Source organism: uncultured Hymenobacter sp., assembly GCF_964243305.1.
Classification (GTDB): Bacteria; Bacteroidota; Bacteroidia; order Cytophagales; family Hymenobacteraceae; genus Hymenobacter.
In genome coordinates this window covers 1-17,776 of the sequence record NZ_CAXTEF010000010.1, presented here as the reverse complement: position 1 = coordinate 17,776, position 17,776 = coordinate 1, and the positions used below count along the sequence as shown (strand labels likewise).

At 61.9% G+C, this 17,776-nt stretch carries 20 protein-coding genes and 1 pseudogene; 8 read left to right on the top strand and 13 right to left on the bottom strand.

Going from position 1 to position 17,776, the window contains the following annotated elements; all coding sequences use genetic code 11:
* Positions 1-29: 29 nt before the first annotated feature.
* Positions 30-869, bottom strand: a complete 840-nt coding sequence (locus ACFE70_RS08190; RefSeq protein WP_375417244.1) for a prephenate dehydratase — start codon at positions 867-869, stop codon at positions 30-32.
* A 371-nt stretch (positions 870-1,240) separates the two neighbouring features.
* Between ACFE70_RS08190 and ACFE70_RS08185 the strand changes: the two genes are divergently transcribed.
* The 5 genes and pseudogenes from ACFE70_RS08185 to ACFE70_RS08165 all read left to right on the top strand — a co-directional run bounded on the left by ACFE70_RS08185 (position 1,241) and on the right by ACFE70_RS08165 (position 6,596).
* The gene (locus ACFE70_RS08185) at positions 1,241-1,501 is read left to right on the top strand and encodes a hypothetical protein (RefSeq protein WP_375417243.1); all 261 of its coding nucleotides are present in this window, start codon (positions 1,241-1,243) and stop codon (positions 1,499-1,501) included.
* A 122-nt stretch (positions 1,502-1,623) separates the two neighbouring features.
* Positions 1,624-2,019, top strand: a complete 396-nt coding sequence (locus tag ACFE70_RS08180) for a BlaI/MecI/CopY family transcriptional regulator (protein ID WP_375417242.1) — start codon at positions 1,624-1,626, stop codon at positions 2,017-2,019.
* Complete coding sequence (locus ACFE70_RS08175) at positions 2,016-3,341, top strand: M56 family metallopeptidase (protein ID WP_375417241.1); 1,326 nt, start codon at positions 2,016-2,018, stop codon at positions 3,339-3,341. Before ACFE70_RS08180 ends, ACFE70_RS08175 begins: the two co-directional genes overlap by 4 nt.
* A 229-nt stretch (positions 3,342-3,570) precedes the next feature.
* A complete protein-coding gene (locus tag ACFE70_RS08170; RefSeq protein ID WP_375417240.1) occupies positions 3,571-4,662 on the top strand; it encodes an NADH:flavin oxidoreductase/NADH oxidase in 1,092 nt (363 codons plus the stop codon).
* Between the two features lie 381 nt (positions 4,663-5,043).
* Positions 5,044-6,596: pseudogene (locus ACFE70_RS08165) on the top strand (MFS transporter).
* Between the two features lie 121 nt (positions 6,597-6,717).
* On the opposite strand, the gene ACFE70_RS08160 reads toward ACFE70_RS08165, so the two are convergent.
* The 5 genes from ACFE70_RS08160 to ACFE70_RS08140 all read right to left on the bottom strand — a co-directional run bounded on the left by ACFE70_RS08160 (position 6,718) and on the right by ACFE70_RS08140 (position 11,594).
* A complete protein-coding gene (locus ACFE70_RS08160) occupies positions 6,718-7,278 on the bottom strand; it encodes a DUF4269 domain-containing protein (protein ID WP_375417239.1) in 561 nt (186 codons plus the stop codon).
* A 188-nt stretch (positions 7,279-7,466) separates the two neighbouring features.
* On the bottom strand, positions 7,467-8,894 hold the full coding sequence (locus ACFE70_RS08155; RefSeq protein ID WP_375417238.1) for a TPM domain-containing protein: 1,428 nt from the start codon (positions 8,892-8,894) through the stop codon (positions 7,467-7,469).
* 139 nt (positions 8,895-9,033) lie between these two features.
* A complete protein-coding gene (locus tag ACFE70_RS08150) occupies positions 9,034-9,597 on the bottom strand; it encodes a GNAT family N-acetyltransferase (RefSeq protein WP_375417237.1) in 564 nt (187 codons plus the stop codon).
* A 41-nt stretch (positions 9,598-9,638) separates the two neighbouring features.
* Entirely contained in the window at positions 9,639-11,090 is a 1,452-nt protein-coding gene (locus ACFE70_RS08145) for an amidohydrolase family protein (RefSeq protein WP_375417236.1), read from the bottom strand.
* A gap of 153 nt (positions 11,091-11,243) precedes the next feature.
* Positions 11,244-11,594 carry a YbbC/YhhH family protein gene (locus ACFE70_RS08140; RefSeq protein WP_375417235.1) on the bottom strand — a complete coding sequence of 117 codons (351 nt, stop codon included), beginning with the start codon at positions 11,592-11,594 and terminating at the stop codon, positions 11,244-11,246.
* 79 nt (positions 11,595-11,673) lie between these two features.
* Here ACFE70_RS08140 and ACFE70_RS08135 point away from each other — a divergent pair, with 79 nt between their 5' ends.
* Together ACFE70_RS08135 and ACFE70_RS08130 are read left to right on the top strand one after the other, a co-directional pair.
* Entirely contained in the window at positions 11,674-11,898 is a 225-nt protein-coding gene (locus ACFE70_RS08135; RefSeq protein ID WP_375417234.1) for a DUF433 domain-containing protein, read from the top strand.
* A gap of 265 nt (positions 11,899-12,163) precedes the next feature.
* Positions 12,164-12,517, top strand: a complete 354-nt coding sequence (locus tag ACFE70_RS08130) for a hypothetical protein (RefSeq protein WP_375417233.1) — start codon at positions 12,164-12,166, stop codon at positions 12,515-12,517.
* A 58-nt stretch (positions 12,518-12,575) separates the two neighbouring features.
* Here the strand turns inward: ACFE70_RS08130 and ACFE70_RS08125 are convergent, their stop codons facing one another.
* From ACFE70_RS08125 to ACFE70_RS08100, 6 genes are all read right to left on the bottom strand, one after another.
* Positions 12,576-12,881, bottom strand: a complete 306-nt coding sequence (locus ACFE70_RS08125) for a hypothetical protein (protein WP_375417232.1) — start codon at positions 12,879-12,881, stop codon at positions 12,576-12,578.
* A 105-nt stretch (positions 12,882-12,986) separates the two neighbouring features.
* On the bottom strand, positions 12,987-13,208 hold the full coding sequence (locus tag ACFE70_RS08120; protein ID WP_375417231.1) for a DUF4926 domain-containing protein: 222 nt from the start codon (positions 13,206-13,208) through the stop codon (positions 12,987-12,989).
* 54 nt (positions 13,209-13,262) lie between these two features.
* On the bottom strand, positions 13,263-13,619 hold the full coding sequence (locus tag ACFE70_RS08115; protein ID WP_375417230.1) for a DUF433 domain-containing protein: 357 nt from the start codon (positions 13,617-13,619) through the stop codon (positions 13,263-13,265).
* Positions 13,620-13,723: 104 nt separating this feature from the next.
* On the bottom strand, positions 13,724-14,425 hold the full coding sequence (locus ACFE70_RS08110; protein WP_375417229.1) for a hypothetical protein: 702 nt from the start codon (positions 14,423-14,425) through the stop codon (positions 13,724-13,726).
* Between the two features lie 336 nt (positions 14,426-14,761).
* Positions 14,762-15,136, bottom strand: a complete 375-nt coding sequence (locus ACFE70_RS08105; RefSeq protein WP_375417228.1) for a DUF5615 family PIN-like protein — start codon at positions 15,134-15,136, stop codon at positions 14,762-14,764.
* The gene (locus ACFE70_RS08100; protein WP_375417227.1) at positions 15,133-15,378 is read right to left on the bottom strand and encodes a DUF433 domain-containing protein; all 246 of its coding nucleotides are present in this window, start codon (positions 15,376-15,378) and stop codon (positions 15,133-15,135) included. Before ACFE70_RS08100 ends, ACFE70_RS08105 begins: the two co-directional genes overlap by 4 nt.
* 500 nt (positions 15,379-15,878) lie before the next feature.
* On the opposite strand from ACFE70_RS08100, the gene ACFE70_RS08095 reads away from it, so the two are divergent.
* Positions 15,879-16,901 (top strand): GTP pyrophosphokinase family protein, encoded by a 1,023-nt coding sequence (locus tag ACFE70_RS08095; protein WP_375417226.1) that lies wholly within the window; start codon positions 15,879-15,881, stop codon positions 16,899-16,901.
* Positions 16,902-17,218: 317 nt separating this feature from the next.
* Here ACFE70_RS08095 and ACFE70_RS08090 read toward each other — a convergent pair whose 3' ends face one another.
* Positions 17,219-17,509 (bottom strand): hypothetical protein, encoded by a 291-nt coding sequence (locus tag ACFE70_RS08090; protein ID WP_375417225.1) that lies wholly within the window; start codon positions 17,507-17,509, stop codon positions 17,219-17,221.
* Positions 17,510-17,776 lie beyond the last annotated feature (267 nt).

The window sequence follows — 17,776 nt, the reverse complement described above, 5'->3', positions numbered from 1 at the left end:
CCTTTCGGTTCAGTCTTCGTTCTTCTTGCTCATTCTTCATTCATAATTCCCCGCCAGTAGGTGCCGAGCACGCGCAGCGCTTCCGTGTACTGCGGCAGCGCCGTGAGCAGGGCCGCAAACTGCGTCGGCTCCTCAAACTCGACGTCGGCGTGGAAAGCGTAGTGCCAGGGCTGGCCCAGGCGCGGCACCGACTCCAGCTTGCTCAGGTTGAGGCCGTGCCGGGCCACCTCGGTGAGCACCCGCGCCAGGCTGCCGGGCTGGTGCGGGGTGTAGAAATAAAGCGAGGCCTTGTTGGCGCCGGAGGCCGGGTCGGACGCCGGCAGCTGGCGCTCCAGCACCAGAAAGCGGGTGTAGTTGAGCGGGTCGTCGTGGATGTCGGGCACGAGCACCGCCAGGCCAAACAGCTCGGCCGCCTGGCGGCCGGCCACCACGGCCACGGCGGGGGTTTGGGCCTGGGCCAGCCGCTCGGCGCTGTGGCCGGTGTCGTCGGTTTCGATTAGCTGCCAGTGCGGGTGCTGGCCCAGGAAGCCGCCGCACTGGCGCAAAGCCATCGGGTGCGAGTGCACGGCCTGCACGTCGGCGAGCGTGGTGCCGGGCAAAGCCAGCAGGTGCTGCTGAATGGGTAGGTACACCTCACCACTGATGCGCAGCGCGGCCCGCTCCAACAGCGCAAAGTTGGGCATGATGCTGCCCACCAGCGAGTTCTCGATGGCCATCAGCCCGGCATCGGCCGCGCCGCTCAGCACGCCGGCTACCACAGCCCCGAAGGTGGCACAGGGCAGCAGCGCCGGCGCCGCGCCGAAATACTGGCGGGCCGCCACTTCGTGGAAGCTGCCGCGAAAACCCTGGATGGCGACGTTGGCGGGCATGAGGGGGGTAGGGAAATGGGGCTGGCAAGGACATGAAAAAAGCGCCTCCCGATGAACGAGGGCGCTGGTCTGATTGCTTGGGCGGAAGCTACACGGCGGCTCGTTCTAGGGCTGGAAGCCGAAGTAATAAAAGCCGAAAAAGTAGCGCGTCGAGAACATAATAAGCGGCGAATGCGGCGGCAAGATAATTCCGTTTTGGTTAAATCCTAATCGGCCGGGCCGGCGGGTGCGTTTAGGAGGCTTGAGATAGCGCCAAGCTCTTGCTTCGCGTATCGTGGCGCAAACTACCGGTTGGCTGTCCCGCAATACGCAAAGCGAAAGCTACGACGCTACGGGCCGGCCGATATTCCCTACCCCCCTCCTTCGCCGCCATGCCGCTGCACCCGCAACTCGCCGAGAAGCTCAGCAAACTCTACGAGCCCTCCGCCACCATAGCCGACCGGTTCAAGGGCCACGACATCACCTTCGTGACCAACGCGGCCGGCGAACCCGTGACGCTGTTCATCGGCCGGCGCCAGCCCGATGGCCACATTGCCGGCCAGCGCTACGTGCGCACCATCAAGCGCGGCGGGCCTGACGGCCAGCAGGTCATCCACAGCCACTGGGATTTAAAGGGCACCTCACGCGCTTGAGGCAGCCCGCAGCTCGCCAGGGTTTGTTTGAAAAGCAGGGGGTAGGAAATTTGTTTTTCCAGCGAAGCGTACCAATTCTACGAAATATTCGTACATTTACGAAATAATCGTAGATTTGCCTTATGGAACCCCTCACTCCCCCCGAAGAAGCAGCTTTGCGCGCTGTCTGGCAGGCCGGCGGCGGCTTTGTCAAAGAGCTGCTGGCCCACCTGCCGGCGCCGCGCCCCCCCTACACCACGCTGGCCTCGACCTTGCGCAACCTGGCTCGCAAGGGCTACGTGCGAGGCGAAAAGCTCGGCAACTCCTACCGCTTCACGGCCCTGGTGGGGGCCGATGACTACCAGCGCCGCTCGCTGGGTACCTTGGTGCGGCAGCACTTCCAAAACTCCTACAAGGAGCTAGTTTCCTTCTTCGCCAAGGAAGAAAAAATCAGCGCCGACGACCTGCGCGACATCCTGCGGCTGATTGACGAGGGCGAGCAGGCAGCGGACCACGAGGCCAAAGCGCCCCAGTCATGAGTGCCGCCTTGCTCTACCTGCTGCAAGCGAATCTGATTCTGCTTCTCTTCGCGGCGGGCTGGCTGCTGCTGCGCAGACTGACGTTTTTCGGGCTGAACCGGGCGTATCTGTTGCTGGCGCTGGGCGTGGCGGCGCTGGGGCCGGCGCTGCCGGTCGTCCCGGCGTGGTGGGCACCAACGCAGGCGCTGGCGCCAGTGCTGGCCGGGCGGTGGCTGGCGGCGCCCGCCGCCGTGCCGGCCGCGGCGGCGGCCACTGGTTTCGATTGGCAAACCGGCCTGCTGGTCTTGTACGCCACCGGCGCCACCGCGCTGCTGGCGCGTCTGCTGCTGCAAGGGCTGGCCCTACGCCGCCTGCACCGGGCCAGCCGCCCGGCCGCGCACCACGGCCTGGCCTACCGCGAAGTGAGCCTGGCCACCGGGCCGTGCTCGTTCTGGCAAGCTATTTACTTGAATCCCAACGGCCTGACGCCCACCGAGCTAGCCGCCGTGCTCCGCCACGAGCAGGCCCACGTGCGGCAATGGCACACGCTGGATGTGCTGCTGAGCCAGCTGCTGAGCTGCCTGGCCTGGCCTAACCCCGCCGCCTGGGGGCTGCGCCGCGCCGTGCTCACCAACCTCGAATACCTGGCCGACCGCCACGCCCTGCGCGGCGGCGCGCTCAGCCGCCGCGCCTATCAGCTCAGCCTGCTGCGGCTGGCGCAGGCCGGCGCCGTGCCCGCCCTGACCACTTCGTTTCTTTTTTCACCCCTCAAAACCCGCATTCTCATGCTTAACCAACCCCCAACCCCTACCGGGCAAGCCGCCCGCTACCTGCTGCTGGCGCCGCTGCTGGCCCTCACGCTCGGTATGAGCACCGTTCTGGCTCCTAGCGCGCAAGCCCAAACCGACGCCAAAGCGTACTACCTCGATGGGCAGCTCAGCAATAAAGCCACGGTCGGGCAACTTAATCCCCTCTCAATTGCCCGAATTGAAGTCTTCAGGGGCGACACCGCCCGGCAGCTTTTCCACGAGGGCGGCAAGACGGCAGTTATCACAACTGTGCAAAATGAGAATTCAGCCGCCGTGCGCGAGTTAGCTGCCAGAATAGCCCGTTTCGGGGCGGCCCCTACCCCCGCGTCGGCGGCCAATGCGACCCCCATTAGCGCGCTGCCGCCGGCCGCGCTGGCTTATATCACCAAGAATTACCCTGGCCATCGCCTAATTGGCGTTACGCAGATGACGCTGGCTGATCAGGGCCCTCAATATAACGCCGAGATTGCCATCGGCCGGCGGCCCAAACATGTGTTGTTTGATGCGCAGGGTCAATTTGTAAAAGAGCAGTAGCGTCGCTCACCGTACCGGCAGCAACAATAATAAACGCAAGCAACTCAGTGCTAATAAAGCGGCCTGCTGCTCTCCCGAAACGGGTGGGGCGGCAGGCCGCTTGGCATTAGCAGAGGGGGTAGGGAATGGATGCTCGTGCCGGCAGCTGCGGCCCTTGCAACCCGCGCCGCCGGAAGCGGGTTAAGCTGGATTGCTATCCGGCGCTCCGCTTTCCCTACCCCCTCCTTCCATGTCAACGCTCTTTGAACCCTATAATCTGCGCGGCCTGACCTTGCGCAACCGCCTCGTCGTCTCGCCCATGTGCCAGTACAGCAGCGTCGACGGCTTCGCTACCGACTGGCACCTGGTGCATTTGGGCTCGCGCGCCGTGGGCGGCGCCGGCCTCATTATTAGCGAAGCCGCCGCCATCTCGCCCGAAGGCCGCATCTCGCCCGACGACCTCGGCATCTGGCAGGATGAGCACGTCGAGTTTCTGAAAAGAATAAATGATTTCATTGCCGCGCAGGGCTGCGCGCCGGGCATTCAGCTGGCCCACGCTGGGCGCAAGGCCAGTACGCTGGCACCCTGGAAAGGCAATGGGCTGGTGCCCGAAACCGAAGGTGGCTGGCCGGTGGTCGGTCCGAGCGCGGTGGCGTTTGCCGATAACTATCCGCCGCCGCGGGCGCTGGAGGCGGCCGGCATTGAGAAAGTGAAAGCTGACTTCCAGGCCGCCGCGCGGCGGGCGCTGGCGGCGGGCTTTCAGGTGGCGGAGATTCACGCCGCGCACGGCTACCTGCTGCACGAGTTCTTGTCGCCGCTCAGCAATCAGCGGACCGATGCCTACGGCGGCTCGTTCGAGAACCGCATCCGGCTGTTGCGCGAAACCGTGGCCGCCGTGCGGGCGGTGTGGCCCGAGCACCTGCCCTTGTTCGTGCGCCTCTCCACCACCGACTGGACGCCCGGCGGCTGGACCGTCGAAGAATCAATTGAGCTAGCCAAGCTGCTCAAAAACGAAGGCGTGGACCTGCTGGATTGCTCGACGGGCGGCAACGTGGCCAAGGCCGACATCCCGCTCAGCCCCGGCTACCAGGTCGAGTTTGCCGCCCGCATCCGCCACGAAACCGGCCTGCCCGTGGGCGCCGTGGGCCTGCTTACCGATGCCGCGCACTGCGAGGAAATCGTGGCCCGCGGCCAGGCCGACCTTGTGCTGCTGGCCCGCGAGGAGCTGCGCCAGCCGTACTTTCCGCTGCACGCCGCCCACCAGCTGGAGGCCGACGAAGCTCTGCCCTGGCCCGTGCAGTATGAGCGGGCCAAGCCGCGGCGGGAGAAAGTTAAAAGTTGAGAGTTAAAAGTTAAAGAGGCGGTCATGCAGAGCGCGAGCGAAGCGAAGTCGAAGCATCTCGCTTGGGGAAGTACTCAATGAAAAGCAACGTCATGCTGAGCACAGCGAAGCATCTCGTGTGGGGTAGTAATCCAATCGTTGTTCTGACATCTGGATTACTTTCCCGCGCGAGATGCTTCGCTGCGCTCTGCATGACCGCCTTTCCCTCTTATCTCTTACCTCTCAACTCTTAACTTTCCTTAATTTCCTACCCCCTTGTCGTCGCCCACTACCGCTGCCCCTACCCCTGCCGCCGCGCGCCTCACGCTGCTCACGCCCTTCACCTACGGCCTGTTCCGGGCCATCTGGCTGGCGTCAGTGGTGTCGAACATCGGCACCTGGATGCAGAACGTGGCCGGCGTGTGGCTGGTCACGACGCTCACCACCTCGGCCCTGCTCGTGGCTCTGATGCAGGCCGCCACCAGCCTGCCGGCCTTTTTGCTGAGTATGCCGGCCGGCGCGCTGGCCGATTTGCTCGATAGGCGCCGGCTGCTGCTTTGGACGCAGGCATTCATGGCCGTAGTGGCCGCGGGGCTGGGCGCGCTCACCTTGCTGGGCGAAATCTCGGCGCTGGGCGTGCTGGGCTTCACGTTTCTGCTAGGCATGGGCGCGGCGCTCAATGGGCCCATCTGGCAATCGGTGGTCACGGAACTGGTGCCGCGGGCGGTGCTGCCCTCGGCCATCACGCTGAATGGGTCAGCAACAACATTGCCCGCGCCATCGGGCCGGCCGTGGGCGGGCTGCTGATTGCCTACTACTCGCCGGGCTGGGTGTTTTTGCTCAATGGGCTCTCGTTTCTGGGCACCTGGGCGGTGCTCTATGCCTGGCAGCGGCAGCCGCTGGAAACCAGCGGCCCGGCTGAGCACTTCATTGGGGCGCTGCGGGCCGGGCTGCGCTACGTGCAGTTCGCGCCGGCGGTGCAGGCGGTGCTGGGGCGCACGTTCGCGTTTTCGTTCGGAGCCAGCGCCATGTGGGCGCTGCTCTCGGTGGTGGCGGCTCGGCAGTTGCACCTCAGCTCCGGGCACTACGGCGTGCTGCTCTCGTGGCTGGGGGCGGGCGCGGTGGCGGGCGCCTTTCTGATGGGGCGGGTCGGCTCGCGGCTCAACGTCAATCAGCGGGTGCTGCTGGGCTCGGCGGTGTTCGTGGGCACCAACCTGAGTCTGGCCCTGGTCACGAGCGTGCCGTGGCTCTACCCCGTGCTCTTCGTCTCGGGCATTGCCTGGCTCATGGTGATGACCAGCTTCAGCACCACCGTGCAGCTGCACGTGCCCAAGTGGGTGCAGGCGCGGGTCATCAGCCTCTACATGCTGGTCTTTCAGGCGGGCCTTTCCTTGGGCAGCGTGGCCTGGGGCGAAGTGGCCGACCGCGGCAGCCTGCCGCTGGCTTTGCTGGGCGCGGCGGCCTGGATGGCCCTGAGCCTGCTTTTGGCCATTCCCTACCCCCTGCGCCCGGCCGAAAGCCTCAACCTGGCGCCCGCCGCCAGCTGGTCGGACCCGGAGGTGGCCGGCGACGACCCGACCGACCACATCGACCCCGACGACGGCCCCGTGGTGGTGATGATAACCTACGAGGTGGCTTTGGCCGACCAGTCCGCCTTCCACCAGGCAGCGGCCCAGCTCACGCGCCTGCGCTTGCGCGATGGCGCCCTACGCGCCGGTCTCTACGCCGACGTGGCCCAGCCCACGCGCATCACCGAGTTTTTCTACGTCGCTACCTGGGGCGAGCACGAGCGCCAGCACCACCGCTTTACCCAGGAAGATGCCGCCATCGAGGCCCAGGTGCGGCAGTTTCACGCCGGCTCCGAGCCGCCGCAGGTCACGCACTTTCTCTCCTTTCCGAAAACCATGAACGTCGAAGAGCCCGTGCCTTACGAGACGCTGGAGAATCAGCGGTGAGCGTAGTGCGGTTGCCAGTATTCCCCAGAGAATCACTTGCTTACTAACGGCTGCGCCGCACAGGCTTCTCCCTCAGAACTACCTGCCGAAAGTGTTCTTCCAGTCTAAACCAGGAGCAGCCTTAAAATAAGGATGATGGCAGTGGCAGGCCCGCCAGCCGGGCAGCAAGCTCGGCCGGCGTGTGGTTTTCCAGCGTCAGCAGGGCCTCGTAGGGGTTGCCAGTGAGGCCGAGTAACTGGGCGAACGCGGGCTCGGTTTTCAGGCCCCGCTGCTTGAGGCCGCGCACGGCTTGGCGCCAGGCGGCGCCACCGGCTTGCAACAGCGCTTGCTCTACTACCAGATGCCGAAACGCATTCTGCTGGTCGGTTGGCAAATCCTGCCCAAAAACCTCTATTTCAAAGCCGCCAAACCGAAAATTGCTCACTAGTGAATCTTGGGTGCGGCCGGTAGCGCGCGCGAGTTGAAAGCCCGGCAGCCGCCCGTAGTGCTGCCGCAGTAGCCGTTCAAACTGGGGCAACTGGTCCGGATGTACCGCACATATCACGTCCAGGTCACTGGTTGCAATGTCAATTCCGAGCGGAATAGTGCCCACCAAGACGGGCTGAAAGGCGCCGAGAGTCAGCCAGATACCGAGCCGCCGCAGGGCGTGGTAGGCCGCCCGCTGCCGTGGGGTCCCTGCCAACAAGTAAGAAGGCTCATACCAGTTGAGCGGCGCCATATCCTGCATACCACGAGGGCCGAAAAAACTTATCTCAGACATTTCAGAACACCAAGTTAGCTGGCTTGGCCGGCCCTTCATAAACAAGCCAGCCGCCCTACATGAGGACGGCTGGCAAGTATAGATAGCTCTACAGCAGGCTAACGGAGCCGTTAGAACGAGCCGCTGTCGTCGCCCCCGCCGCCATCGAAGCCCCCGCCGCCGCTGTCGCCAGACGACATATCGTCATAAGACGACGAGCCGCTGTCGTCGGAGAAGTAGTCATTGCCGCTGTCGGCCGCGCTATTGTCATCGGAGAAGTAGTCGGCTTCGCCGGCTCCACCGGTTGCCCCACCGTCGCGGTTAGCAAAGTAGTCGTCGCCAGCGGCGGCGCCCGCGCCCAGGCCCGCGCCGCCTACCCCCGCCGCGCCGGCGCCAAGGCCCCCACCGAGCCCGGCCTGCTGCTGACCGCCCAGCTCATTGCCGCCCACGTGCTCCTGCCCGCCGCCCGCCATGCGATTGCCGAGGTAGGCGCCGGCTGCCGCCGCCGCGCCCGTGGCCAGCATTCCGCCCATGCCGCCGCCCATCAGGCCACCACCGCCCCCGCCCATCATGCCCGGACCATTATTGTAGCCGGGGCCATTGTTAGGGCCATAGTTGCCGCCCTGCTGCTGTCCTTGGTTAGGCAGGAAGTTGGGGGCCCCGCCACCGGGGCGGTTGGGCTGGTTGGGGTTGAAATTGGGTTGATTGGAGTTCATATTAGGGACGCCGCCGGCCGCGTTGCCGGCCGTAGGCGTCTGGTTGCGCCGGAATAGCTTCATCAGCAGCCAGATAAGTCCGCCAATGCCTAGCGCGCCTAGCGCCAGTGTGCCAAAGCCCGGCCCGGAGGGCTCGGCCGGCGCGGGCGGCGTGACCAGCCCACCCCCGCCGCTGCTCACCGGCTCCTGCCCCGACGACAGGGCCGGTCCGTTGCCTTCGGCGTTCAGTTCCGGCCCCGTCGCGCCCGCTGCCCCGACTGCGCCAGTGGCGCCCGCGGCCGTGCCGGCAGCGTCCCTACGCGGGTTGGTGCTGGGGTTGGCAGCCAGCATCAGAGTGCTCAGGCCTTTGCGCAAACCGGCGAAGTAGTTGCCCTGCTTGAAGTTCGGCCCAAACTGCTGGCCAATGACCTGCTGCACCACAGCAGGCGTCACGCGGTCGGCGAGCCCGCTGCCAGCCTGAATGGTGACTTTGCGCTCCTTGCCGGCGATGAGCACCACGACGCCGTTGTTTTTGCCGCGCTGCCCTACCCCCCAGGCGTTGCCCAAGGCCCGGCCGTAGTCGGCTACCTCGCGCCCGCCCAGCGTGGGCACGGTCACGACGACCACCTGCGTGCCGGTTTCGTCGGCGTATTTGCGCAGGCCGCTTTCGAGCTGCTTCGCGTTGGCCGAACTCAGCAGGCTGCCCTGGTCATTCACAAATTTGAAGGGGGTAGGGCGCGCGGGCAGCCCATTGGCCGCGGCCGTAGCAGGTGGCTCAGCGGTCTGAGCCGCTTGCGCCCAAACCAGTTGAGCAGGACCGGCGGCTACGAGCAGGCCGGCGAGAAACACGGAGCGATAGTGCATGAGCGAAGGGAGAAAGGTGAATTTCCCGCCTTCTACGCTGCTGGCCGGCGCGGGGCTGCATTTGCCCGCCGCCGGGGGGTAGGGAATCGGATGCCGGGCGCTGATTTCTTCTGCTGAGTCTACCGCGTCTGGCCCCCGCCTAGCCCGCCGCCGGGCCTTGGCCGGTGCGCTCCAGCAGCACACCGGGCGCATCGTGGTAAGTGGTTTGGGCATATTGGCGGAAGCCGAATTTGGCGGCCACGCGCAGCGAGGCGGCATTCTCGGGATGAATCAGGCACACGATGCGGCCCGGCCCGAAGTGCGCCTCGCCCCAGGCCAGGGCGGCGGCCACGGCCTCGCTGGCGTAGCCCTGGCCGTGGGTGCCGGAGGCCAGCACCCAACCCATTTCCGGCGCCGCCCCAATCGGGGGCTGGATATCCCGCTGAAAATCAGCGAAGCCCACCGAGCCGATGAAGTGGCCGCTGGCCTTTTCCTCCACGGCCCAGAAGCCGTAGCCCAGCAGGGTCCAGTGGCCGATGGTGCGCAGCAGCCGAAACCAGGCATCTTCGGCCGGGAGCGGCACGCCAGTGGTGTAGCGGTAAAAATCCGGGTCCTGCCACATGGCTGCCCAGGCGGCGAAGTCGCCGGGCTGGTAGCCGCGCAGGCACAGGCGGGCCGTGTCGAGCACCGGCACCGCGTGATGGGGGGTAGGGATAAATGACATGACAGGCCAAGCGGCTACGAACTACAATTTTTAACTCTTATTTAATTCTTAACGGCCCGCAGCATCGCCGCCAGCTGCGGCGCCGAGTACACCTTGCCCCGCGAAACCACGGCTGATATTTTCCTGATGTTGGCAATGTCTTGCAAGGGGTTAGCCGTCAGGAGCAGCAAATCAGCGTCCTTGCCCGCCGCGATGGTGCCGGAGCGCGCATCCACGCCCATAAACCGGGCGCCGTTGATGGTCGCGGCGCGCAGGGCCTGGACGGGCGTCAGGCCGGCTTGCACGAGCAGCACGAGTTCCTCTTGCAGCGAGGCGCCGGGATACACATAGGAGTTAAACGCCCCGCTGTCGGAGCCGGCCAGCACCGTGACGCCCGCCGCCTGCATCTGCGGCACCAGGCTCAGAAACTTGGTTTCCAGCTTTCGGGTGAAGGCGCGGGCCGCGGCCGACTGCTGGCGGGCGCTGGCCAGCCGCCGGGCATACGTGGCCTGAATCCGCGGGTCGATGTAGGCCCGCAGCGTATCCCTCGCGTGGTCATTATCCGGCAGCCGGGCCAGGGTTTGGCCGATGAAAAGTGTGGGCACGACGGCCGTGCCGCGCGCGGCCATGAGCCGAAAGATGCGCGCCGCCGCAGCCGGGCGGTAGGTATCGTACACGGCCGGCAGCATGGCAAACAGCCCTAGCGGCTTGGGCGTTTTCAGGCTGGCCTGCACCAGCGCCGTGAGGCTGTCTTCCTGGCCGGAGCAGGCCTTGAAGACATAGTACAGGTGCTCCGTGGCGTCGAGGCCTTGCCGCACGGCCTCGCCCAGCGTCACGGAGTAGGGCATGTGGCCAGTCGTTTTCAGGCCCCGCCGCTCGGCCTCGGCAATGGTGCCCAGGAAGGCCGCGCCCGAAATCTTGCTGTCATAAATCTTCACGTAATCGACCTTCAGCCGTTGCAGCGAGTCTAGCGCCCGGCTGATTTGGGCGGGCGTCTCGACTTCGAGCGAGCCGGGCCAGTAAGCCTCCGGCCCGTCAATCTTGGGCCCCGACGTGAAGATGCGCGGCCCGGCCAGCCGGCCCGCCTCCAACTGCGCCTGCCACTGCCGGATGCTCGGCGTCAGGTCGCCGCCCGCGTCGCGCACCGTCGTGATGCCGTGGGCCAGAAACAGCGGCAGCAGCTTCTGGTTGGCCGCCGCCAGGCTGTCGCCGCCCCGGAAGTGCACGTGCATGTCCCAGAGGCCCGGCAGCAGGTAGCGCCCGCGCCCGTCCACGGTTTGCCGGGCCACCAGCCGCGCCCCCGCCGCCGGTCCGACCCGCGCAATCCGGCCCCCGGCCAGGGCCACTACTTGGTCGGGCAGCACCCGGCCGCTCACCACGTCGACCACATTCACGTGGTTAATCACGACTTCGTAGGTTGCCGAGGGGGTAGGGGCCCGCTGGGCGCCGCCGCTTAGCAGCGCCACGGCACTAAGGGCGCCGAGACTGACAACGCGAAAGGGATTTGATTTCATAAGCTACTAGGGAGTTACCTGCCTCGTACCGGTACTCAGGCGGGAAGCTACTGGAAGATAGTTAAATGAGCCCTGCCTCGCGCCCTGCCTCTACCCCCGAAATCAAACCAGCCGCTACCGGGGCGGCAGCGGCAGAACGTGATGGGCTGGCTACTACTTGCCGTGGGTAACTTCCAAAACGCGGCCATCCCGCCTGCTTATTTCGATATAAGCGACTCCGCCTTCTAAGCCTTTGGCCAAGGTGCCCTCCACAACCCAAACTTCCTTATTGATTAGCCTAGCTTGAAAAGGCTTTTCGTCCAAGACTCTTTTGCCGTAGATGGGCAGCCATACCGCTTCGGCTATCCTGATAGCGGTAGCAGCATCGGGCACAATTCCGCCTTTCGGCGTATAACTCGGCTTTGCGGTTAGCTCTTGTAAGCTAGCGTTTCCGGTTTGAGCTGTGGCGCTGCTTGTCCCTAACAGGAAACCCAACAAAAGAGAAAGAAATACCTGCTGGTTCATGCTGCAAGCTACTCCCAAACTCGAACCAGCCGCTACCAACCCGGCAGCGACCTTTTGAGCCCGCCCGTACCTCAACCACATGGAAAGCTTAGCCTCCCGCATCACCACGAACCCGCGCCAGTGTGGCGGCCGGCCCTGCATCCGCGGGATGCGCATCCGCGTGGCCGACGTGCTCCAGCTCTTCGCCGCCGGCCTCAGCGCCGAGCAGATTCTGGCCGAAATGCCCGACCTCGAAGCGGAAGACCTGCAAGCGGCGCTTCAGTACGCTGCCCGGCAGCTCGACTACCCCCGCCTAGCAGCATAACCATCATAAGCAAGGCAGGAACCTCAAAGCAGCCCGCCGCGTACATTTGCCCCGTGACTTGCCTGGGCCTTGTAGCCCTCCGTGGGCCACGACAAAGTCCTCGGTTGTACCAACCGGGGCAATTATCGCAAAAAGGCTCTGTAGCTCCCGAACGCCCAAGTGCCACTTGGGAAATTCATGTAGGGAGAACGGAGCCTTTTTCGTTAGCGTTGGCAAGCCTGACACTCGTCTGTATCTTCGCTGCCTACTACTCTTCAGGCATTCTATGACTACGCTCACCGCCGCCCCGCAAGGCCGATTCACCCAAGCCGAAGTAGAGGTGCTACTCGTACTTGATGACGATACTGGCCAATACGTGGCTTACTGCCCGGCCTTGGAACTCTCGTCCTACGGCGACACCGAAGCCGAAGCCGAAGCGGCCTTTGAAGAAGCCTTGCAATTTTTTATTCAGGACACCGCCGAGCGCGGCACCCTCGACCGGCTGCTGCTCGCGCTGGGCTGGCGGCTGGTCAAGAAGCCTACCCCCGTGTACGAGCCCCCGCGCCTGCCCATCGAAGTCCTGAACCGCCCCGCCCACAGCCGCCGCATCCTGACCGAGCAAGTGCTGCTGCCAGCCTGATTAATTAGTCGCTCCACTCTTTGCCCGTAACGGCTGCCTCCGCAGAGGCAGCCGTTTTTTATTGCCCTTCATCCTGACGCCGCCTGCGTTGCGCTTTGGAGGCTTTCGGGTTTTGCTGCGCCGCCAGCAACTGCTCAAACTCCGCTTTGGTTGTTACGCCCGACGCTTCCAGCGCTGCCAGATTGGTAAGCATGTGCAGCACCGGAATGTCCTTGTCTTTGTCGCGCAGGGTCAGCGTCCGCAGCAGCGCCTTGCCCGAGCCTTTCGGAAAGTCCCAGTGCTGATGACTGCCGATTGTGCGCACGTATTCCAGGCCCAGCAGCTTGAGCAACGCCACGTATTGCGCGAAGGGAATGGATTTCATAGGGGCGGCAAGTTACAGCCCGGCCCCTACCCCCCAAACCCAAACCAGCCGCTACCGGGGTGGCAGCGGCTGGGCGATATAGGCGATATAATGGTTACAATTCAATTATGCCGCTTGACCGACCACTTGCGCCGCTGACGTTGCTAGTTCGGCGGCCGGCAGCGTCAGCACCGCCTGCGTAAAGCCATCGGGCTGCATAAACTCTACCTCGTAGGCTTCGCCCTGCCGGTGCACCAGCACGACCGTACCCCGCGCGCCGGCACGCAAACTATACTCGGGGTGCGCATTTCGCAACTGCACGATATCTAATTCAGCGAAGGAGTTCATGGGCGGTCCAGTAAGTGAGCGGTGATTAACAAGACGAAGGTGCCCGGCGCAAACTTATTGCGGCTTGGGCAGCTGGCCTTTTTCGTCTAAAACCGTACCCGGCGGCACCTTTCCGGTTTTTATCAGGTGTGCCAACATTTCTTGTTTCGTCACCGCCCGCCGGGTCCCATCGCCGGCCAGAGTATGGCTTATCTTTTTCAGAATCGCCGCCGCATAGGCTTGGCAGGCGCGCAAGTCTTCCGCTTCCAGGTCTTCGTAGTCGGCTAGGATTTCGGCTTCGCTCATGCCAGAGGACAGGTATTCCAGTACCGACCACACCGGATAGCGCAAGCCGCGCACTACATCCTGTCCGTGGCAGATATCGTAGTCGCGGGTGATACGCGGGTGAGCAAGTGAAATTGGCGTTGCCATGCGGCTAAGATACGAACACCTCCCCGCCCGCCTACCCCCCAAAACCAAACCAGCCGCCGCCGAAACGGCAGCGGCTGGCGCGCTCAAGAAGCTGGCGAGCCGGCCTAAAAGCTCTCGGCCAGGAAGCCAAACCGGCGCTGCTCGGCGGCGAAGGTGTCGGGGAAGTTGGCGCGGATGCTGAGGCGCAGCGCCCGCAGCACTTGGCGCAAGGGCTTTTCCTGCTGGTTTTTGGTGCCGACCTCCCCGGCGGCCGTCTGGCGGATGGTGCTGGATTCCTGGGCCAGTTGGGCGTATTCGGCGGCCAGGGGCTGCCAGTAGGCGGCGCCGTACTTGTTCTGGTCGAGCTTGTAGGTTTTGAGGGCGGCCAGCAGCTTGCTGAGGCTGGCGGCGCGGGCCGGGCGCGCCGTGGGCAGCGTGCCCCCCGCCGCCTGAATGCCAAACTCCTCGTAGTGGGCCTTGGCGCCGGCCTTGCCGAACTCTTCCAGCAGGTAGTTCTTCACGAATTTGAGGCTGGCGCCCACTTCCTGGTCGAGGGCGCGCAGGCGCTGGGCGGTGCTGCTGAGCGGGTCGGCGGCCAGGTCGGCGGTGCCGAGGCTGGCCAGGTAGGCGGCGGCCATCTGGGTGAGCTGCGCCTTGGAGCACCAGAGCAGCGCCGGCAGGGCCGAGGCCGCCCAGGCGACGGCGGCGGCTTCGGCCAGCGCGGCCAGCTCCGGCTGGCCGTTGGGCAGCGAGACCTTGCCCGCTTTGGGCGGTTTGGGAGCAGAAACGGCGGCGAGCGGCGAAGCGACGGTACTAATGGGACTCATAGAGTAAAAGGAATAAGTGAGTAGCTGCTCAACTAGAGCAACTCGCGCGCCAGACTCAGCCGTATCCGAGCTACTTTCCTTTATTTCAGCCTCCCCGCAGGTGTGGACGGGCTTCTATAAGCTGACGCTCCTTGCTTCCTTTCCCGGGCCTCGACCTATGCCAACTAGCTGCCCGCCCCCATTCGTGCGCAGTAAGCCCGCACGCCGAGGTCGCGGCCCACGATTGTGGGCCGGCTCCTAGGCTTTATAGAAGCCTGGACTTCTGTAAGCCCCGCCCGGCCCCTACCCCCCGAAACCAAACCAGCCGCTACCGGGGCGAAGGCAGCGGGGCGTTGCTCACCGATGTGTGACCAGTAAAGTCCGCGACAATTCCACGTAAGAATGATGAGTCAGCAGCCTCGTGAGTTGCGGCAGAAACTTGCGAAACAGCTCCAGCAGGTCGGGGGTGCTGATGTTGCCAGTCGAAATCAGGAGCAGCTTGTAGGGCTGTCCGTGCAGCAGGAAGCTGTTGACAAAATCCGCGTCTTTGGTGATGACTATTCGCCGCTCTGCCATCGAGAAACGGTTGATGCTGCCGTCTTGCGTGCGGTTGGCGGCGGGCAAATCAAGCGTGTGCAGGCTGTCGTAGCCCGCGTGAAACGCCAGAAAGCGCGCCAACTGCCTCGGTAGCTGCGCATCGACCAGCACCCGCAGCGGCTCGGCCTGACTCACGAAGCCAGCCGGTAGATGGAGCGCACTTGCAAAATATCGGCCGCGTAGGCCTGGCAGGCGCGCAGGTCCTCGGCTTCCAGGTCTTCATAGTCGGCCAGAATCTCGGCCTCGCTCATGCCGGAAGCCAGGTACTCCAGCACGTTTTGCACTGGGTAGCGCAGGCCGCGCACCGTGGGCTGCCCGTGGCAGATGTTGGGGTCAATGGTGATGCGCGGGTGCGCCGCCGAGGCCGGGGTTTCCATGTAGCGAAGATACGCCCGGCACCCCGCCCGCCTACCCCCCGAAACCAAACCAGCCGCTACCGGGGCGAAGGCGGCGGGGGTGACAGTTATTCTTTGCTGTTCGCGAAGAACCGCCGAGCGTAAATGTATACTAGTGGCCCGCCGACATAGACAAGAAACTCACTAAAATCGTACTCATTCACCCACTCCAAGCCATCAAAAGGCCAGAAATCACTTCCACTCCTACTGGAAGACACCAGAAGTACGAGGTTGACAAATGCCCAAATTATATATGTCCCAATCACTTTTTTAAACGCACCTTCACCCCCTTTACTTGCAAAGCGGAAGGTAAAATAAATAAGTGTTATTAGTGCCAATACCCAAATCTTATCCATCGTTCCTACTTTTGAAAAATTGATGATGAAGCAATGATAAGCAACAATCGCCCAAACAAAGGATAAAGCACAGCCTCAAATTTTTTTCTTATCATTGCTTGATTGTTAACACTTTTTTTCTGTCTCATGGACTTTGAAGGAAAATACAGGGCGTTTTCAGAATTCTATCACGCCAATTTCATGCTCTTAAATGGAGCAGGAGAAGCTTACAATTCATTGATAAAGTCTTTAGCTTCATCTCAGTACAACCTACAAGCTGTCACTTATCGAGTCAAAGATGAAAGGGGATGCATCGATAAATTCAGAGAAAAGTACTTAAAGAAGGTTGAAGCAGAAGGCGTTGATTTTGAAATCAAAGATTATATCACTGATATTATAGGAGTACGAGTTGTTTGCCTTTATAATTCGGACATAGAACCAATTGGCAAACTTTTGAAAAGTCATTTTGATGCAATTGATGAAACTGACAAGAGCGGATTACTAGATAACACCGATAACCAGTTTGGTTATCGCGGACTTCACCTTGATTTAAAATTAAATTCCGTCAGAAGTTTTTTGCCGGAATACCAAGACATTCACGGCTTCCGATTTGAAGTTCAAATACGTTCCATAATTCAAGACGCTTGGAGTGTATTAGACCATAAGATAAAGTATAAGAAAAGCCATCTGCCAGCGGAGTTGAAAAGAAGTATCAACAGATTAGCTGCACTTTTTGAAATTGCAGATAATGAATTTTTGAGAGTGAAAAGGGAAACTGACCTCTTAGAGACGGCTGCATCTAATGCAGCCCTGACCTTTACGAAGTCAACTCAAAGCAGTCTACTTGATGTTTTCAACTTTCAACAAATCGTTGAGTCTAGTTTCATAGGTTTCAAATGTACTCCTAATAAGACAGATGAGTTTTTATCTCAAATCAACAAAATGAATTCAATGCTTACCACGGCTGAGTTCATAAACATCATCAACAATGAACTGAAAACTGTAACCCTTTACCAAGAATTTCAAAAATTAAACAATGGCAACTCGCTGAATCCAATAACTCAAATAAGACATGCTTTTTACTTACATGATAAAGATGTTTTTGCTGAGATGCTTTTCAACTATCAAAAAAATGCTTTCGATGAATGGCTAGTGTCTGTAACCGAATAGCTCTAGTGATAATTAAAAAGCGGTAATTTCTCAATTGAGAAATTACCGCTTTTTAATTATCACTTTCCTACCCCCTTACGACCCGCAGGCCTCGCAATTCTCCGGGTTGTCCAGCGAGCAGCTCAGGTCGGCCTGGTTTTGGGCGGCGACCAGCATCGGCTCCAGCGTTTCGGCGGCTTGCTTCTGCACCGGGTCAGGAAGCTTGCTCCGGTAGTTTGCCCGCTTTGCGCAGGTGTTCAAAAAAGGCTTTTTCGGTCATCCATTTTCCAACGCGCCCTTTGCCTACTTCGGCTACGGGTTTGCCGGTCATGGAGAAATCAGTCGGGTTCGGTGCCGAGCCCGTCGAAGATGGCTTGTTCGATGGTTTCATAATCAGCAGGTAGGTTTACGTCCTCTACAACGATGCGGTCAGGCATTAATTCAAAGGTAACCACCACGAATTTACGGTAGCTCGTAAATCCCATTACCTGCATTTGCCCACCTTCCAACGAACTGAATAGTTTGTAGATGCGGGCGTGAAACAGCTCTTCAATCTCATCAAGCTGGACGCTGATGCTGTGGCACCAGTTCCAATTGACTTTACCACAATCAACCGGGTAATCAAACATAAGGGGTGGGGTAGCAAAACGCCACCCTTTGTACGGGTGGCGTTTTGAGTTAGGGGTTTCGAGGTGGTAACCGGCCTAATCGGTCCGAGTTAGTGTCTATTCCCTACCCCCCTTACGACCCGCAGGCCTCGCAATTCTCCGGGTTGTCCAGCGAGCAGCTCAGGTCGGCCTGGTTTTGGGCGGCGACCAGCATCGGCTCCAGCGTTTCGGCCGCTTGCTTCTGCACCGTGAACTTGATGGCGTCGGCGGCGGCTTTGGTGCGCAGGT

Bases quoted from the DNA above. Each gene is read 5' to 3' on its own strand.
- ACFE70_RS08170 (WP_375417240.1), top strand. From the start codon at position 3,571: ATGTCAACGCTCTTTGAACCCTATAATCTGCGCGGCCTGACCTTGCGC.
- ACFE70_RS08095 (WP_375417226.1), top strand. From the start codon at position 15,879: ATGGACTTTGAAGGAAAATACAGGGCGTTTTCAGAATTCTATCACGCC.
- ACFE70_RS08090 (WP_375417225.1), bottom strand. From the start codon at position 17,509: ATGTTTGATTACCCGGTTGATTGTGGTAAAGTCAATTGGAACTGGTGC.
- ACFE70_RS08125 (WP_375417232.1), bottom strand. From the start codon at position 12,881: ATGAAATCCATTCCCTTCGCGCAATACGTGGCGTTGCTCAAGCTGCTG.
- ACFE70_RS08180 (WP_375417242.1), top strand. From the start codon at position 1,624: ATGGAACCCCTCACTCCCCCCGAAGAAGCAGCTTTGCGCGCTGTCTGG.
- ACFE70_RS08110 (WP_375417229.1), bottom strand. From the start codon at position 14,425: ATGAGTCCCATTAGTACCGTCGCTTCGCCGCTCGCCGCCGTTTCTGCT.
- ACFE70_RS08100 (WP_375417227.1), bottom strand. From the start codon at position 15,378: ATGGAAACCCCGGCCTCGGCGGCGCACCCGCGCATCACCATTGACCCC.
- ACFE70_RS08155 (WP_375417238.1), bottom strand. From the start codon at position 8,894: ATGCACTATCGCTCCGTGTTTCTCGCCGGCCTGCTCGTAGCCGCCGGT.
- ACFE70_RS08175 (WP_375417241.1), top strand. From the start codon at position 2,016: ATGAGTGCCGCCTTGCTCTACCTGCTGCAAGCGAATCTGATTCTGCTT.
- ACFE70_RS08185 (WP_375417243.1), top strand. From the start codon at position 1,241: ATGCCGCTGCACCCGCAACTCGCCGAGAAGCTCAGCAAACTCTACGAG.
- ACFE70_RS08115 (WP_375417230.1), bottom strand. From the start codon at position 13,619: ATGGCAACGCCAATTTCACTTGCTCACCCGCGTATCACCCGCGACTAC.
- ACFE70_RS08135 (WP_375417234.1), top strand. From the start codon at position 11,674: ATGGAAAGCTTAGCCTCCCGCATCACCACGAACCCGCGCCAGTGTGGC.
- ACFE70_RS08150 (WP_375417237.1), bottom strand. From the start codon at position 9,597: ATGTCATTTATCCCTACCCCCCATCACGCGGTGCCGGTGCTCGACACG.
- ACFE70_RS08140 (WP_375417235.1), bottom strand. From the start codon at position 11,594: ATGAACCAGCAGGTATTTCTTTCTCTTTTGTTGGGTTTCCTGTTAGGG.
- ACFE70_RS08120 (WP_375417231.1), bottom strand. From the start codon at position 13,208: ATGAACTCCTTCGCTGAATTAGATATCGTGCAGTTGCGAAATGCGCAC.
- ACFE70_RS08130 (WP_375417233.1), top strand. From the start codon at position 12,164: ATGACTACGCTCACCGCCGCCCCGCAAGGCCGATTCACCCAAGCCGAA.
- ACFE70_RS08190 (WP_375417244.1), bottom strand. From the start codon at position 869: ATGCCCGCCAACGTCGCCATCCAGGGTTTTCGCGGCAGCTTCCACGAA.
- ACFE70_RS08145 (WP_375417236.1), bottom strand. From the start codon at position 11,090: ATGAAATCAAATCCCTTTCGCGTTGTCAGTCTCGGCGCCCTTAGTGCC.